This window comes from Mycobacterium sp. B14F4, assembly GCF_039871645.1.
Lineage (GTDB): Bacteria > Actinomycetota > Actinomycetes > Mycobacteriales > Mycobacteriaceae > Mycobacterium.
The window spans coordinates 18539-34088 of the sequence record NZ_JBDPMF010000001.1 but is presented as its reverse complement, the minus strand read 5'-3'; the positions used below and the strand labels follow the sequence as shown (position 1 = coordinate 34088).

Genomic DNA, 15550 nt, shown 5'->3' with positions numbered 1-15550 from the left:
CGTTCTCAACCGCCGATCAACGACGGTCAGTCAGGCTGCCGAACCGCTTTCGGTCAGTTCGTCGATGCTCGGCAACGGTCGGGTGCAGATCTCGCGAGCCTCGTCGGCCGGAACACCGAAGACTCGCAGCAGATCGGCAGCCATGCGGTCGGTCGTCTCAGCGTCGTCGCGGTCGGGCTCACTGAACAGCAGTTCGCCCAACGCCATGAGCGCGGCGGCGGCCAGCGCCAGGCTCACTTCGGCGTCGGCGACGTGAAAGCGGCCGGCGCGATCGGCGGCCTTGATGTCCCGCAGCGCCCGGGGTGCAAGACCTCGGTCCGACAGCATCGCCGAGAGACCGGAGTTGAGCAGTGCGCGGCTCTCCTGCGGCCGCTGCCGAAACAGCCGGCCCGTCAACCGGAAGCTACGGGCGAACGTCTCGGCCGGGTCCTCGACCGCGGGCAGGCGATCGAGCAATGCGCCGTAGCCGTCGAAGATCTCATCGAGCGCGGCCTGAAACAGCTCCTCCTTGCTGTCGAAGTGGTTGTAGAACGACCCCATGCCCACGTCGGCGGCCTGCGTGATCTCCAGTACCGGCACATTGAACCGGCCTGCGGCGACGAAGCCTTGGGCGGCCCTCAGCAACGCGGCCCTGGTGAGCTGTTTGCGCCGCTCCAGGCGGTTCTGTCGCTCCTCTTGCGCCATTGCCACACCTCGTCTGTTGTCGCCGCGCCGATCAATCTACCAGCATGTTCACTCCTGAGCTTTTCGTCAGAACCGGGTGCCCCCGGGGCTACGCCCGCGCCTCAGTCATGGCAGGGGCGAACACCGGCACCCGGGACAGCAGTTCTGCGACGTCGCGGCCTGCGCACATCACCGAACGGTCCGGCCGCACCACCGCCGCCTTGGCCCGCCCCGTCTCGAGCCAGTGCGCCAGTTCCGTCCCGGGGTGCGTGGTCACGACGATCGCGCCCCGGCGCGTGGCCTCCTCATGCTGCGACGGGGTCAGCGGGGCGGCGGTGACGACGGCGAACCTGCCGCCGACGACCGCGTCGAATCGCCGGCCGTCGGGCAGAACGGAGTTGGGGCACAACCGACCCGCGAGGTGTCGCCGTCCCGGTGACTTCAGCACGAGCTCACTGCGGTGCAGCGCGGGCGTGGTGCTGTCGACGATCTTCTTTCTGACGCCCGGGATCAGACGCAGACGCGGAACAACCACGCGCCGAAGCAGATTGCCCGCTTCGCCACCCGCGGTCATCGCCGCGCCCATGGCCAGTGCGAACCGGATCATGTAGCGCGCGTGCGGAACCCGCTCCTTTTCGAAGGTGTCGAGCACGGTTTCCGGCAGCCAGCCGTTTACCACGCCGGCAAGCTTCCACGCGAGATTCATCGCATCCCGCAGCCCAGCGCAGAGTCCCTGACCGATGAACGGCGGCGTCAGATGCGCGGCGTCACCGAGGATGAACATGTTGCCGCGACGCCAGCGGTCGGCCACCTGCGCCCGAAAGGTGTATTCGGCGACGCGCAGCAGTTCGAGCTGAGCGGGCGTGACATCGGACAACCACGGCCGGATCATGGGATACACCGCCGCCAGAGTGTCGTAGTCGTCGGCGGTTTCGTCCGGCAGCAGTCGAAACTCCCATCGGTGACGGTTATCGCCGATCCGCATGTAGGTCGCCGCTCGATGCGGATCGCACACTTGGTGAACGCCCTCCCACTGCCCGAGGTCAGCGCTCGTCGCCACGTCGACGACCAGCCATCGCTGCTGGAACTTTAAGTCCTCCATGCACGATCCGATGGCGGTGCGGACGAGGCTGTTGGCACCGTCGCAGCCGAGCAGGTACTTCGCTTCGACGCGGTGCTCCTCCCCGCTCACCCGATCGGTGAACGTCACCTGCACCCTGTCCGACCCGATCTGCACCGCCTCGGTGACTTCGGCGTTGCCGCGCACCACCGCGTGCGGGAAGTGCTTGAGGTTCCTGCGTAGCATCGCCTCGAATTCGGGCTGGTCGAACATGTTCGCCTGCGGATAGCCGTTCGCGCTTGCGGCGCACTCCCGGTGAAACTGGGCGAGGACCCGAAAGTCACGGTCTCGCAGCTGAAGTCCGCGAGCAGGCCGAGAGATCGCGGCGAACTCGTCCGCGCAGCCCAAACTGGCGACCAGACGGTAGATCTCGTCATCGAGGTGCACCGCGCGAGGTTGCGGGTAGACGTCCTCCCACCGGTCGAGGACCAGGCAGTCGACACCGTACTGTGCGAGCTTGGTGGCCGCCGTGACGCCGGTGGGCCCCGCGCCGACGATGACCACCGGGACGGCGTCGGGCAGGTCGGTCACGAGTACCTCACGACGTTGTGCTGAGTGCCCAGATCGACCTTGCCGTCCTCGGTGTCGACGCCGGCCTCGACGACGTCACCGTCATGCAGATACTTGTTGTTCTTGGCCTGCCCGGTGAAGAACAGCTTCCATTTGACGTCGTCGGGAAGCAGACCCACGATCTTCTGCACCATCTTCGGCGGCGCGGACAGCGCCGTACCGACAGGTGTCCCGGTCATCACCAGGTCGCCGGCGGAAAGATGCTGGAATCGCGATAGAGCGGAAAGGGCCTCGACGGGCCGGTAGATCATGTCCCCGTCGACCGTGCTGTTCTGGCGCAGTACACCGTTGACCCGCAGTCGCAGCCGCAGCTCCCCGAACCGGCGCAGCTCGTCGGCGTCGACCAACACCAGCGCCGGGCCCACCGGAGTGAACGTCGGATACGACTTGGCCTCGTAGAACTGGGTTTTCGTCAGCTGGACGTCCCGGGCGGACACATCGTTGGTGACCACAAGCCCGCACACGTAATCGGCGAGGTTGTCGGCGGTGACGGTCGTTCCCACAGGCAGATCCCGCCCGAGCACCAGTCCGATCTCCACCTCGTAGTCGAGCAGCCGCACGTGCGACGGCTTGACGATGTCGCCGACGGGACCGGTGATCGACCCCGAGGCCTTCCGAAAGAAGGTGAGCGGGACCTTCTTCGGGTCCCCTCCGACGTCCTCGACGTGCGACACGAAGTTGGTCATCTGCGCGACCACGCGGCACGGCGCGGTCACCGGCGATTGCAGGGCAAGGCTGCTCACCGCGACCGTGTCGGTGCTTGCCGCGGCCTGCTCGATAGCCCGCCGATCGGCGAGCAGTTCAGCGGTCGTCGTCGCCGATGTGTCGATCTTGGCCACGGTGTCGGGGGTGCCGGCCCACCAGGCGTCGGAGGTGCGGAAGACGGAGATTGTCACGAGCGTGCCACTTTCAGGAGTCCGCGCAGGCGGGTGATGTCGAATTCGTTGTCGTCGTCGCGCACTGCGTCGAGCATCGACCGCAGTTCGCGCACGGCTTCCCGGCCTGGTTTGATGCCGAGGAAGTCATTGGTCACCGGCGGGCCCCACTGGGCGAGGCCGGAGGCGGTGAACGGTGCCCACCCGGGTTCCAGCGTGTTGTCGAACATGTCGCCGTCGGCGAAGTGCTCGACCAGGAAACCGTCGGGGTCGCGCCAATAGTCGAAGAGCTGGCTGCCCTGGATGTGCCTGCCGATCCCCCACGACCGGTGATAGCCCGAGTCGCGCAAGTATTCGCCTCCCGCGGCGATCGCGTCGAGATCACACACCTGATAGGCGGAGTGCACATAGCGGTTCGACGGCCCCAGCGCCATGGCCAGGGAGTGGTGGTCGGCGGGCGTCGACCCGCGATCGCAGCGGATGAAGCTCATGGTCGGGCCGCGGTCGCGCTGGCCTGCGTAGTACATGAAGTCGCTGACGATCAGTCCGAAGTGGTCGAGGTACCAGTCCAGCGACTCAATGAACCTGGTGCTCTGCAGCACGACGTGCCCCAGTCGCTGCACGCGGGCGGGCTCCCGCGGCGGCCGCTGAGTGGAGTTCGCACGGTTGAGGTCGTGTCCGAAGTTGAACGTGTGAGGTTCTTGCGCCGGCAGAGCCGCCAGTTCATGGAGTCCAGCCACCACGCGGACCGGGATACCGTTCGGGTCGGTGAGCCTCACCTCGACGCCCCCGATCGAATCCGGCAGCGCGCGCGTCGGTGCGCCGGTGGCCCCGGCGACCCGGTCGACGTCACCCTGGTCCTGGGCGGCGAAGGCCAGGCCCGCGAATCGCGAGCGCGGACCGCGCCGGATGATCACGCAGGGCGCGCCAGGATCGGTCCCGCGCAGCTGCAACTCGTCGGCGTTTCGCCTCACCGTGGTGAAGCCGAAGGCGGCGGCGAACGTCTCGGCGCGGATGAGGTCCGGCTTCTCGAACTCCAGCCAGGCCAGATCGCGAACCTTGATAAGCGGATTGCGGGACCGCCCAGGATGTTCGCCGCGGCGCGCGCCGGCCTCGCTGTGCAGGCCCTGATGAACGTCGATGCTGCTGCTGCTCACAACCACTTCTCCTCGATTGACTGAGGATATCGTCACTTACGAGTGAGTCGTCAGTCAAGGCTTACTGACGAAAATCTCATTTTTGAGGCTTTCACCACATTGGGTCCTCGACGTTTGCGGGTATTCCCCGGGCATGCAGGACAAGCGGGAGACGGAGATCGTCAGACGCCTCGAAGAAGCGTTCTCTGATCTGATGGAGGCCGACACCGACGCCTTCCGGACCAAGTTCCGCAAGATGGCGGCCGACCCGTTCGCCTTCTACCGCGGCAGCGCGTGCGTGTTCTACGCCGACGTGGTCAAGGCGGAGGACCGGTGGGCGGACGAACGCACGTCGCGGGTGTGGATCCAGGGCGACCTGCATGCCGAGAACTTCGGCACCTACATGGACGGCGCCGGGGTGCTCATCTTCGACGTCAACGATTTCGACGAGGCCTACGTCGGCCACTTCACCTGGGACCTGAAGCGGTTCGCGGCGAGCGTGGCGCTGATGTGCTGGCAGAAGGCCCTCTCCGATGAGGAGATCCGGGCGCTGATCGCGACGTTCCTGCGCGCCTACGTCGGCCAGGTACGGCGCTTCACCGAAACCGACGACGATGCGAGCTTCTCGTTGAACCTCGACACCGCCCACGGTGCGGTGCTCTCGGCACTGCAGTCCGCGCGGCTGTCGACCCGCTCGCAGATGCTGGACCGCATGACCCGCGTCGACGACTCAGACCGCCGGTTTCGCGACCGGGCCGGCGTCCGCCGCCTCGACGACGACGAACGCGCCAAGGTCAGCGAGGCGTTCGACCGCTACCTGCAGACGATCCCGGAGACCAAGCGGTTCCGCGGTATCGCCTACGACATCAAGGACGTCGTCGGGAAGTCCGGTATGGGCATCGGCAGTGCGGGACTGCCCGCGTACACCCTGTTGATCGAGGGGTTCAACCAGGCGCTCGACAACGACGTGGTGCTGTCGATGAAACAGGGCAATGTGGCCGCGCCCAGCCGCGTGGTCAAGGACCCCGAGGTGCGCGAGTTCTTCCATGATCACGGGCATCGCACGGCGGTGTCCCAACGCGCCCTGCAGGCGCACGCCGATCCCCTGCTCGGCCACACCAAGATCGACGGGGTCGGTTTCGTGGTGAGCGAGATCTCGCCCTACGACGCCGATCTCGAGTGGGACGAGCTGACCGAGCCCGACGAGCTGACCGAGGTCATCGAGCAGCTCGGGCAGGCGGTGGCCAAGGTGCACTGCGTGGGCGATTCCGACAGCGACGAGTCACTGGTCGATTTCCAGACCGAGGAGGCCATCGTCGCAGTCATCGGCGAGCACGTCGACGAGTTCGTCGACGACATCGTCTCCTTCGGGTTGAAATACGCTTCCACCGTGCGTGACGACCACAGGCATTTCGTCGAGGCGTTCCGCGAGGGCCGGATCAAGGGCGTCACGTCGACGTCGGGCTCTTCTCCTGGGCGCCGATGACAGAGGCGCACAGCCCTGACTGGGATCCGAGCGCCCCCGATGTGCTGGCCGACCAGATCGCGGCGGATGACCTGCTGCGCGAGACGTGTCCGGTCGCCTACGCGACCACCGGCGTCTGGGCGGCGGTCAAGCATGCCGACGTGGTGTGCATGCTCGACGCCCCCGAGGTGTACTCCAACGCCGTCTCGCGCCACGTCGCGGTGCCCAACGGCCTTGACCCGCCGCAGCACACGGCGTACCGGGCGGTGGTCGACAGTCTGCTCTACGGCCGCGGCATTCACGCGTGCCCGGGCGCCCCGCTCGCACGGCTCGAGTTGCGCGTGATCGTCGAGGAATTGGTGTGCGGCACCAAGGACATAGCGCCCGCCGCGGTGGGGCGGACGATCAGGGTCCGCTATCCCGCGGGGTTCAGCCGACTATCGCCGCGCTTCTCCTAGGTGCCCAACGGGTCGGGGCTCAGCCCAGGACGATCGAATCACCCTGCACCCTTACCGCTTTCGCCTCTAGCGGCCGGGTAGCCGGGCCGTTGGCCACCGTGCCGTCGAGGTTGAACTTGCTGCCGTGGCACGGACAGTTGATGGTGCCGTCGGCCACGTCGCGCACCGTGCAGCCGGCATGGGTGCAGGTCGACGAGAACCCCTTGAAATCGCCTGCCGTCGGTTGCGTCACCACGGTCTCGTCGACGATGACACCTCCGCCGACCGGAACGTCGGCGGTCGTGGCGAGGGCACCGGCGGACGGCGCGGCGCCACCGGTCGCCGGGGCCGACGTCGTCGCCCCCGAGGCGTCGGGTTTCTTGCCGTACGTCGAGCAGGCCGCCAGCACGGAAGCCGCCATGCCGAGCCCGGCGCCGATGAGGAACTGTTTACGTTGCATGGCAATCCTTTTCGTCAGAACGTCAGTCCGCTGGTCTGGAAGAACCACAGCGCCGAGGTGAGCCACACGTAGACGAGCCCGAAGAACACCAGCCCACCGGCGATGGGAATCACCCAACCCCGAAGCCCGCTGCGCGTCAACAGGATCATCTTCGTGACGAAGACGCCGTAGAAGAAGCAGCCGAACAGCGAGTGGAACAGCACCCGGCTGTCGGTTTCGGCGAACCCGAGGGCGTAGAGGCAATGCACGGCCACGGGCACGGTGGCCAGCACCGCCAGTCGGCCCGACCACACGTGGGCCGTGCCGATCCAGGCCGGCGCGCGACCGCCCGGCGTCAGCCGGTACATCACGAACGCCGAACCCAACTGAAACAGCGCCAGCAGGACCGCGAGGGTGGCCAGCCACGACTTCACCGCGGTACCGCTGGAGAATCCCGCGACGTTGATCGAGAAGAACTGCGGCTCATGGATTTTGCCGAACACCCCGAGGCCGACGGCGACCAGTGCACCGATCGTCACGGCTGTCAGCACTGCGGCGGCGCGACCGGGGGCTTGCAGGGTCTCGGTGGGCTCAGGCATCGCTGCCGTCCTGCGCGGGGGTTGCCTCGAACTGCCACAGCTTGTCGCCGACCGATAGCGTGCCGACCACGTCCCTGCCCTGCAAACGGCCCTCGAGGCGGCTGGTCGCGTCCTTGTTCGTGAGGGTGAGCGTGCCGTCAGCGGCACTGCCACGCAGCCACGTCTCGATGCCCACGTTGTCGCACGCGTAGGCGGTCGCCGTGGTGCCGTCGACGCTGATCTCCAACGCGATCGGCGCAACCTTGGTGGGCACCGTGCCGACGTACTCGGCCCTCGCCGGGAACGCCCGGGTGTGCGGAACTGCAGGCGTGGGCGCAATGGGCGAGCTCGGCGCCGCCGTCGAGTCCGCCGCGACCGCCTCCGCAGCAGGTCTGGGCGCCGGCGCCTGTTCCTGGGACACATTGCCGAGCCACAGCCCGACTGCGAGCGCACCTACCGCACCCAAGGTCACCAACGGACCGCGAATCCTCATGTCGTACTCCTGGCTGATAGCAGACGCCTTCGGCGTCGTTCTGTCAGCACAACGGGCGATGCCCGGAGTCGGTTCAACTGTTCTCACCGATTTCTGCACGAGGGTCGTTGCCGAGGGCGATGTCACGACCCTGGTGCAGAAATCGGCGCCCGGCCGGGCCGCGAGTCTCTGCGGCGCGGGCGAGCGTCAGCCGGGCAGCACCGGCATCGCACCGGCCACCATAAGCGGCCGCACCTCGGCCCACCCCGGGTTGTCTTCGGCGACCGAACCGGACAACTGCAGCACGCCGCGCCCGTCGGCGACGTACACGGTGGACGGGTTGGCGGCCACCGTGGTCACCGGCATCAGCAGATTGCGGCTGGGCCCGTCGGAGTTCACGCCGTCAAGGTTGACGTAGGAGATGGGGTGCTGCGGATCGGTGCGGCTGACGACGATGTCGTCGCCGGTGCGCCACGACAGCGAGACGACGGTGTTGCGCAGGCCGAAACCCAACCGCCGCGGATAGGTCAGCGCGTACCCGCCGCCGGGGGTCTGCTCGACCCCGGCCAGGACGACCTGCCCGTCGATGACCATCACCGCCCGGGTGCCGTCGCGCGAGAGCTGCAATTCGCCGATCACGCCGGGGAACCGGCTCGACACGGGGGTCGAGTCCACCGGTATGCGCGCCGGCTGGCCCGACGCGTCCTGGATGACGCGCACCACGTTGTTGCCGTCGACGACGACCCACACCGCGTCGTCGAGCGACCAGCTGGGCCGCGACAGGTTGCGGGCGTCCAGTGCCTGCGATGCGTTGCCGCCGAGCTGCCCGATCCACAGCGAGGAGGCCATGTCCGGCGCGCCCCGGCGCAGCGTGACGATCGACGCGACTTCCTGCCCGGTGCGTGACACCGCGGCCGCGGTCTGGTTCGGCATCTGCCCGAACGGGCCGGGGACGCGCGGCGCCCGCTGCCCGTCCAGCGCCACCAGCGAACCGCCGATCAGCGCGTGCAGACCCGCCGCGGCACCGGAGGCGGCACCGGGGTCGGTGGCCGCCACGTCGGAGGTCTCCCAGCCGTCGGCGAACCGGTCGTCGAGCGCGGCGCCATCGGCGTTGATCACGTACGGCCCGTTGACGCCCGCCCGGTTCAGTGTCCAGATCAGTTGGGCGGCAAGCAATTGCCTGCTGTGCGGGTCGGTGGTCGACAGATTGTCCAGATCGATGCGGGCGCCGCCGTACCCGCGCCCGACGCCCATCTTGCCGCCGTCGGCGCGCGTCACCGGCCCCCGCAGCTTCAGCGGCGGACCGAGCAGGTTGCGCACGGTGTTCGCCATCTCCGGGCGCGGGCCGGCGATCAACTTGCTCACCAGTTCGGTGGCCAACTGGTCGGGGTCGGACACCGCGACGTAGCGCGGATCGGGCACCACCGTGCCGCCGGTCGGATCGGCGAAGTACAACGTGTGACGCTTGTAGGTGGACTGGAACTGTTGCCAGTCGAGGAAGACACCGTTGGGCAGCTTGTCGATGCGCCAGCCGCCCGGCGTCTTTACCAGTTCGATCGGCCCGGGATCGGGCAGCTCGCCCTCCCCCGTCTCGAAAACGCCCATGTCCGAGAGCGACCCGAGAATGTCGGCACGCATGGTCACCGAGACCCGCTCGGGTTCGCGGGTCTCGACGAACACCACGTTGTCGATCAGCAGCGCGCTGCCCGCGTCGTCCCATCCGCGCGAGGCGGATTCGGTGAGGAACTGCCGCGCGGCCAGATGCCGGTTGGCGGGATCGGCGGTGGCCTTGAGGAATTCGCGCAGAAGCACGTCGGGATCCATGCCCGGGGTCGGCTTGGGCAGGCTCGGCGGCGCGGGCCGGTCGACGGTGCCGATGGCCTGCGGCGCCGACGAGCTGGGCACCCCGGCGCAGCCGGCCAATACGAACACCAGCAGCCACATCGCCGCCAGCAGCCGCTTCACACGGTCTCCTGCTCGCGGTCGCGGCTGCGCTCGGGGGGACGTTCGGGCCCAACGGGTTTCATCGGCAGCGGACTGGTGGTCACCTTGTGGCCGCGCACCAGCGGAAGCGTCAGCCGGAAGCAGGCGCCCTTGCCGGGCTCACCCCACGCCTCGAGCCGGCCCTGGTGCAGCCGGGCGTCCTCGATGCTGATCGCCAGGCCCAGGCCGGTGCCGCCGGAGCGACGCACGCGCGACGGGTCGGAGCGCCAGAAGCGGCTGAACACCAACTTCTCCTCGCCCGGCCGCAAGCCGACGCCATGGTCGCGGACCGTGACGGCCACGGTGTCCTCGTCGGCGGCCATCCGGATGCGCACGGGCTTGTGCTCGGCGTGGTCGATCGCGTTGGCGATGAGGTTGCGCAGGATGCGCTCGACGCGGCGCGGGTCGACCTCGGCGATGACCTCGTCTCCCGGCATGTCGACGATCAGCTCGATGTCGGCGTCGGCCGCGAGGTGTCCGACGTTGTCCAGCGCGCTCTGCACCGTCGAACGCAGATCGACCGACTCGACCGACAGCTCGGCGACACCGGCGTCGTGGCGGGAGATCTCGAGCAGGTCGTTGAGCAGCGTCTCGAAGCGGTCGAGCTCGTTGACCATCAGCTCCGTCGAGCGCCGCAGCGCGGGGTCGAGTTCCTCGCTGTGGTCGTGGATCAGGTCGGCGGCCATGCGCACCGTCGTCAGCGGCGTGCGCAACTCGTGGCTCACGTCGGAGGTGAACCGGCGCTGGAGGTTGCCGAACTCCTCGAGTGAGGTGATCTGACGGTGCAGGCTCTCGGCCATATCGTTGAACGACACGGCCAGGCGGGCCATGTCGTCCTCGCCGCGCACCGGCATCCGCTCGGTGAGGTGCCCTTCGGCGAACCGCTCGGCGATGCGCGACGCCGACCGCACCGGCAGCACGATCTGGCGGGCCACCAGCAGCGCGATCGCGGCGAGCAGGCCCAGCAGGACGACGCCGCCGGTGGCCATCGTGCCGCGCACCAGCGCGATGGTCGACTCCTCGTTGTTGAGCGGGAAGATCAGGTACAGCTCGAGGTTGGTCACCGGCGACGACGTCGGGCTGCCGATGATCAGCGCGGGACCGGAGAAGCTGTCGGTCTTCACTCCTGCGTACTGATAGCTGACCTGGCCGGCCTTGACGAAGTCGCGCAGCGCGTTGGGCACCTGCTGCACCGGGCCGGCCGCGGTGGCGGCGCGCGGGCCGTCCCCGGGCACCACCAGCACCGCGTCGAACGCACCCGCCAGCCCCGGACCCGATTCGACTGGCCGGTCGATCAGCGTGTTGCGGGCCAGCTGCAGGCTGCTGTCGAGCGAGCGGGTCTCCTCGCCGCCGACGATGCCGCTGACGGTGCTGCGCGCCCGGTCGACCTCCTCGGTCGCCGCGCGGACCTTAACCTCGAGGATCCGGTCGGTGATCTGACTGGTCAGCACGAAGCCGAGCACCAGGATGACGGCCAGCGACAGACCGAGCGTCAACGAGACGACGCGCAGCTGCAGCGAGCGCCGCCAGGCCAGACCCATGGCTCGACCCAGCGCGCCCAATCCGCGTACAAGTGGTGCCGAACGCCGATGGATGCGCCGTCTCGAGCTGAAGATCATGGGGGTCCGGCCTTGTACCCCACTCCTCGAACGGTCAGCACCACCTGCGGGTTCTCCGGGTCTTTCTCGACCTTGGCCCGCAAACGTTGGACATGCACGTTCACCAAACGGGTGTCCGCGGGGTGCCGGTACCCCCACACCTGTTCGAGCAGCACATCACGAGTAAACACCTGCCGCGGTTTGCGTGCCAGCGCCACCAACAGGTCGAACTCCAACGGCGTCAGGGAAATCTGCTCACCCTGGCGGGTCACCTTGTGCGCGGGCACGTCGATGTCGACGTCGCCGATCGAGAGCATCTCGGCGGGCTCGTCCTCGTTGCGACGCAGCCGGGCGCGCACCCGGGCGACGAGCTCCTTGGGCTTGAACGGCTTCATCACGTAGTCGTCGGCGCCGGACTCCAGCCCGAGCACGACGTCGACGGTGTCGGTCTTGGCCGTCAGCATGACGATCGGCACGCCCGAGTCCGCACGCAGCACACGGCACACGTCGATACCGTTCATGCCGGGCAGCATCAGGTCGAGCAGCACCAGGTCGGGCCGCAGCTCCCGGACCGCGGTCAGCGCCTGCGTGCCGTCACCGATGACCGCGGTGTCGAAACCTTCCCCGCGCAGCACGATGGTGAGCATCTCCGCCAGCGAGGGATCGTCGTCGACAACCAGAATCCTTTGCCTCATGGAGTCCATGGTGTCACCGAATGGCGATAAACCCCGGCTACCACACGGGGCGTTTTGCGTCTTGACCGGTCCCGCGGCGTCTCCGGTGTGCACCCAGATCGCCCGGCGGCCCGATTTGGCCGCGATTCGCGATCTGGGCGCACACTAGCCGTCGGCCAATTCCGCGGCGAGTGCCGCCGGGTCGACGTCGGGTCCGGCGAGCTTCCACCGTCCGTACCACCCGGCCGCGGCCAGCCCGGCGTACACCTCCGAGGTACGCCGCTGCAGGCCGTCGTCACGCTCGTACGCGTCCTTGGCGCGGTCGGCCTCGTGGCGGGCGCGGTGCTCGGCACGTTCGGCGGCCAGTTCGGTCGGCACCGCGAGCAGGATCTGCCAGTCCGGCCGCGGCAGTTCCAGCCGGCCGTATTCGAGGTCACTCACCCAGTCGACGATCGGGCCGTCGGCGCCCTGGTGCAGCCGCGCGGCGCTGTATGCGGCGTTGGAGGCGACGTAGCGGTCGAGGATGACGACGTCGTGGCCGGCGCTGAGCTCGTCGATCTCGTCCTTGGCGGCTGCGCGGTCGAGGGCGAACAGCACCGCCATGGCGTTGACACTCGACGCGAGGTCGCCGTGCTCACCGTGCAGCGCCTCGGCAGCGAGGTCGGCGGTGATCGATCGCGTGTAGCGCGGGAAGGCGAGGCTCACGACGGACAGCTTGCTCGCCTCGAAGGCCGCCCGAAGGCCATCGGTGAGCGTGCGCTTGCCTGCGCCGTCGACGCCTTCGATCGCGATGAGCACGCACCGCAGCGTATCCGCGGCCGACTGGCTGCACGACGCCTGCCGGGTTCCTGTGCGAGTCCTTGGGAGGTGCGGCGCTTGGCCGGCAGGGCACCGAGACTGGAACCACACCGCCCCGACTAGGAGGTCATCGATGCTCAATCCCACCGCACGCAGGCTCGCGGTGGCCGTCGGCGCCACCGCGGCCGCGCTGCTCACCCTGTCCCCGCTCGCCGGCGCGGAACCGCCGAACTGCACGTCGGCCGATCTCGAAGGCGTACGTGCCGGAGTCGACGCGTCCACGTCGGCCTACCTGTTCACCCATCCGGACCTGAACACCTTCATGGGCACGCTGCAGGGTCTGTCCCGCGAGCAGGTGGCCGAAAAGGTGAAGGGCTACATGGCATCTCATCCGCAGGAGAACGCCGAGATGACCGGCATCCGGCAGCCGCTGATGGATCTCAAGAACCACTGCGGCGGGGCTGACGCACCCTGATATGACGGAAGCCCCCGGCACACGGTGCGACGTGCGGCCGGGGGCTTCCTGCAACAAATCAGTACCGGTAGTGCTCCGGCTTGTACGGGCCCTCGACGTCGACGCCGATGTACTCCGCCTGCTCCTTGGTGAGCTTGGTCAGCGTGCCGCCGAGCGCTTCCACGTGGATGCGCGCCACCTTCTCATCGAGGTGCTTGGCCAACCGGTACACCGCGTTGTCGTACTCGTCGTTCTTGGTCCACAGCTCGATCTGCGCGATCACCTGGTTGGAGAAGCTGTTGCTCATCACGAACGACGGGTGACCCGTCGCGTTGCCCAGGTTCAGCAGCCGGCCTTCGCTCAGCACGATGATCGACTTGCCGTCGTCGAAGATCCACTGGTCGACCTGCGGCTTGATGTTGAGCTTCTTGGCGCCCGAACGCTCCAGGGCGGCCATGTCGATCTCGTTGTCGAAGTGGCCGATGTTGCCGAGGATCGCCTGGTCCTTCATCGCCCGCATGTGCTCGAGGGTGATGATGTCCTTGTTGCCCGTCGAGGTGATGACGATGTCGGCCTGGGCGATGCCCTGCTCCACAGTCACCACGTCGAAGCCGTCCATCAGCGCCTGCAGCGCGTTGATCGGGTCGATCTCGGTGACCGCCACCCGGGCACCCTGTCCCGCGAGCGATTCCGCGCAGCCCTTGCCGACGTCGCCGTAGCCGCAGATCAGCACCTTCTTGCCGCCGATCAGCACGTCGGTACCGCGGTTGATGCCGTCGATCAGCGAGTGCCGGGTGCCGTACTTGTTGTCGAACTTGCTCTTGGTGACCGAGTCGTTGACGTTGATCGCCGGGAAGGGCAGTTCACCCGCGGCCTCGAACTGGTAGAGCCGCAGCACGCCGGTCGTGGTCTCCTCGGTGACGCCCTTGACCGCCTCTGCGATCTTCGTCCACTTGGTCTTGTCGGACTCGAAGCGCTCCCGCAGCACGCCCAGGAACACCTTCCACTCCGCCGAATCGTCCTCCTCGGCGGGCGGAACCACACCCTGCCTCTCGTACTGCGCGCCGCGCAGCACCATCATGGTGGCGTCCCCGCCGTCGTCGAGGATCATGTTCGCCGGCTCGCCCTCCCAAGTGAGCATCTGCTCGGCGGCCCACCAGTACTCCTCGAGCGTCTCGCCCTTCCAGGCGAACACCGGGGTGCCCGCCGGCTCATCGACGGTGCCGTTGGGGCCGACGACTATGGCCGCGGCCGCGTGGTCCTGGGTGGAGAAGATGTTGCAGCTTGCCCATCGAACCTCAGCACCGAGGCTCGTCAGCGTCTCGATCAGCACCGCGGTCTGCACGGTCATGTGCAGCGAACCCGAGATGCGCGCGCCCTTGAGCGGTTGCACGTCGTGGTATTCGCGGCGCAGCGCCATCAGGCCCGGCATCTCGTGCTCGGCGAGGCGAATCTCCTTGCGGCCGAAGTCGGCCAGGGACAGGTCGGCCACCTTGAAGTCGATGCCGTTGAGCGTGTCAGCCTTCAACTCAGTCATGAAGAGCCCTTCTTCGTTCGTCATTGTCTACGAGAGCGCACAGACGCGCGCCGAGGCGACATCCGTGCGAAACCCCTAGCCTGCGGGCTCGCGGGACAGGCGCTCGAAGCGCTCTGACAGCTAGGAAGTGTCCATGACACCGTAGCGTTCGGCGAACGGCGTCATCAATCTGGCCAGGTCACGCGCCACGTCATGGTCGGCCTCGGGCGGCATCGACACGTAGCTCATCGCCAGCCGGACGATGGCCCTGGCGAGCACTCCTGCGTCCTCTTCGCTGGCCTTGACCCAGCTCTCGACGAACGTGGTGGTGAGCCGCTGGCTGCAGTGCGTGATGATCGGTGCGCTGTCGGTGGTGATGAGCTGCAAAAGGTCGGGTTTGATGTCGCCGGTCAGCAGCGACATCACCAGCGGGTCGGCGGCGGTCTCGGTGAAGAAATCGCGGAAGCCGTGCTTGAAGGCCGCGTAGACATCGCCGACGTGGCCGTCGATCGCGTCGTCGATCTGGTCGACGAGGCGGTCGGCCAGTCTCAGCGCGTACGCCTGGGCCAGGCCCTGGCGGGAGCCGAACTCGTTGTAGATGGTCTGGCGGCTGATGCCCGCGGCCGTGGCCACGTGCGACAGCGTGATGGCCGACCAGTCGCGGGTGAGCAGCAGTTCGCGCATGCCGTCGAGGATCGAGTCGCGCAGCAGGGTCCGCGACGCCTCGGCGTACGGGACTCGCCGAACCCGCGGGCCGGTCACGCGCGCGACA

The 15550-nt window shown here is 67.9% G+C and carries 16 protein-coding genes; 3 read left to right on the top strand and 13 right to left on the bottom strand.

Translation table 11 applies throughout. The features are described 5' to 3' along the window. Positions 1-30: 30 nt before the first annotated feature. From ABGB19_RS00145 to ABGB19_RS00130, 4 genes are all read right to left on the bottom strand, one after another. A complete protein-coding gene (locus tag ABGB19_RS00145; protein WP_347682766.1) occupies positions 31-690 on the bottom strand; it encodes a TetR/AcrR family transcriptional regulator in 660 nt (219 codons plus the stop codon). 82 nt (positions 691-772) lie between these two features. Next, positions 773-2314 carry a bifunctional 3-(3-hydroxy-phenyl)propionate/3-hydroxycinnamic acid hydroxylase gene (locus tag ABGB19_RS00140; RefSeq protein ID WP_347682764.1) on the bottom strand — a complete coding sequence of 514 codons (1542 nt, stop codon included), beginning with the start codon at positions 2312-2314 and terminating at the stop codon, positions 773-775. Further along, on the bottom strand, positions 2311-3249 hold the full coding sequence (locus ABGB19_RS00135; RefSeq protein ID WP_347682762.1) for a fumarylacetoacetate hydrolase family protein: 939 nt from the start codon (positions 3247-3249) through the stop codon (positions 2311-2313). Before ABGB19_RS00135 ends, ABGB19_RS00140 begins: the two co-directional genes overlap by 4 nt. Further along, on the bottom strand, positions 3246-4385 hold the full coding sequence (locus tag ABGB19_RS00130) for a VOC family protein (protein WP_347682760.1): 1140 nt from the start codon (positions 4383-4385) through the stop codon (positions 3246-3248). Before ABGB19_RS00130 ends, ABGB19_RS00135 begins: the two co-directional genes overlap by 4 nt. Before the next feature lie 133 nt (positions 4386-4518). On the opposite strand from ABGB19_RS00130, the gene ABGB19_RS00125 reads away from it, so the two are divergent. After that, the gene (locus ABGB19_RS00125; protein ID WP_347682758.1) at positions 4519-5850 is read left to right on the top strand and encodes a DUF2252 domain-containing protein; all 1332 of its coding nucleotides are present in this window, start codon (positions 4519-4521) and stop codon (positions 5848-5850) included. Further along, positions 5847-6287, top strand: a complete 441-nt coding sequence (locus tag ABGB19_RS00120) for a hypothetical protein (RefSeq protein WP_347682756.1) — start codon at positions 5847-5849, stop codon at positions 6285-6287. Before ABGB19_RS00125 ends, ABGB19_RS00120 begins: the two co-directional genes overlap by 4 nt. A gap of 19 nt (positions 6288-6306) precedes the next feature. Here ABGB19_RS00120 and ABGB19_RS00115 read toward each other — a convergent pair whose 3' ends face one another. From ABGB19_RS00115 to ABGB19_RS00085, 7 genes are all read right to left on the bottom strand, one after another. Beyond that, complete coding sequence (locus tag ABGB19_RS00115; RefSeq protein ID WP_347682754.1) at positions 6307-6726, bottom strand: Rieske (2Fe-2S) protein; 420 nt, start codon at positions 6724-6726, stop codon at positions 6307-6309. Between the two features lie 14 nt (positions 6727-6740). Then, positions 6741-7304, bottom strand: a complete 564-nt coding sequence (locus tag ABGB19_RS00110) for a DUF6529 family protein (RefSeq protein WP_347682752.1) — start codon at positions 7302-7304, stop codon at positions 6741-6743. After that, the gene (locus tag ABGB19_RS00105; RefSeq protein WP_347682751.1) at positions 7297-7776 is read right to left on the bottom strand and encodes a hypothetical protein; all 480 of its coding nucleotides are present in this window, start codon (positions 7774-7776) and stop codon (positions 7297-7299) included. The genes ABGB19_RS00110 and ABGB19_RS00105 overlap by 8 nt, the downstream gene beginning before the upstream one ends. Before the next feature lie 186 nt (positions 7777-7962). After that, positions 7963-9720 carry an MtrAB system accessory lipoprotein LpqB gene (gene lpqB / locus ABGB19_RS00100; RefSeq protein WP_347682749.1) on the bottom strand — a complete coding sequence of 586 codons (1758 nt, stop codon included), beginning with the start codon at positions 9718-9720 and terminating at the stop codon, positions 7963-7965. After that, positions 9717-11357 (bottom strand): MtrAB system histidine kinase MtrB, encoded by a 1641-nt coding sequence (gene mtrB / locus ABGB19_RS00095; protein ID WP_347682748.1) that lies wholly within the window; start codon positions 11355-11357, stop codon positions 9717-9719. The genes lpqB and mtrB overlap by 4 nt, the downstream gene beginning before the upstream one ends. Further along, positions 11354-12040, bottom strand: coding sequence for a two-component system response regulator MtrA (mtrA, locus tag ABGB19_RS00090; protein ID WP_059099010.1), 687 nt, complete (start codon positions 12038-12040; stop codon positions 11354-11356). The genes mtrB and mtrA overlap by 4 nt, the downstream gene beginning before the upstream one ends. Before the next feature lie 135 nt (positions 12041-12175). Then, positions 12176-12808 (bottom strand): dTMP kinase, encoded by a 633-nt coding sequence (locus ABGB19_RS00085; protein WP_347682746.1) that lies wholly within the window; start codon positions 12806-12808, stop codon positions 12176-12178. 133 nt (positions 12809-12941) lie between these two features. Here ABGB19_RS00085 and ABGB19_RS00080 point away from each other — a divergent pair, with 133 nt between their 5' ends. Further along, positions 12942-13283, top strand: a complete 342-nt coding sequence (locus ABGB19_RS00080; RefSeq protein ID WP_347682745.1) for a heme-binding protein — start codon at positions 12942-12944, stop codon at positions 13281-13283. A 58-nt stretch (positions 13284-13341) separates the two neighbouring features. Here ABGB19_RS00080 and ahcY read toward each other — a convergent pair whose 3' ends face one another. Beyond that, positions 13342-14799, bottom strand: coding sequence for an adenosylhomocysteinase (gene ahcY, locus ABGB19_RS00075; RefSeq protein WP_347682743.1), 1458 nt, complete (start codon positions 14797-14799; stop codon positions 13342-13344). 120 nt (positions 14800-14919) lie between these two features. Beyond that, positions 14920-15540 carry a TetR family transcriptional regulator gene (locus ABGB19_RS00070; RefSeq protein ID WP_347682742.1) on the bottom strand — a complete coding sequence of 207 codons (621 nt, stop codon included), beginning with the start codon at positions 15538-15540 and terminating at the stop codon, positions 14920-14922. Positions 15541-15550: the final 10 nt, after the last annotated feature.

What these genes read in the sequence shown, in the direction of transcription:
- ABGB19_RS00080 (WP_347682745.1), top strand. Translation starts at nt 12,942, where the DNA reads ATGCTCAATCCCACCGCACGCAGGCTCGCGGTGGCCGTCGGCGCCACC.
- ABGB19_RS00125 (WP_347682758.1), top strand. Translation starts at nt 4,519, where the DNA reads ATGCAGGACAAGCGGGAGACGGAGATCGTCAGACGCCTCGAAGAAGCG.
- ABGB19_RS00105 (WP_347682751.1), bottom strand. Translation starts at nt 7,776, where the DNA reads ATGAGGATTCGCGGTCCGTTGGTGACCTTGGGTGCGGTAGGTGCGCTC.
- ABGB19_RS00115 (WP_347682754.1), bottom strand. Translation starts at nt 6,726, where the DNA reads ATGCAACGTAAACAGTTCCTCATCGGCGCCGGGCTCGGCATGGCGGCT.
- mtrA (WP_059099010.1), bottom strand. Translation starts at nt 12,040, where the DNA reads ATGGACTCCATGAGGCAAAGGATTCTGGTTGTCGACGACGATCCCTCG.
- ABGB19_RS00120 (WP_347682756.1), top strand. Translation starts at nt 5,847, where the DNA reads ATGACAGAGGCGCACAGCCCTGACTGGGATCCGAGCGCCCCCGATGTG.
- mtrB (WP_347682748.1), bottom strand. Translation starts at nt 11,357, where the DNA reads ATGATCTTCAGCTCGAGACGGCGCATCCATCGGCGTTCGGCACCACTT.
- ABGB19_RS00110 (WP_347682752.1), bottom strand. Translation starts at nt 7,304, where the DNA reads ATGCCTGAGCCCACCGAGACCCTGCAAGCCCCCGGTCGCGCCGCCGCA.
- ahcY (WP_347682743.1), bottom strand. Translation starts at nt 14,799, where the DNA reads ATGACTGAGTTGAAGGCTGACACGCTCAACGGCATCGACTTCAAGGTG.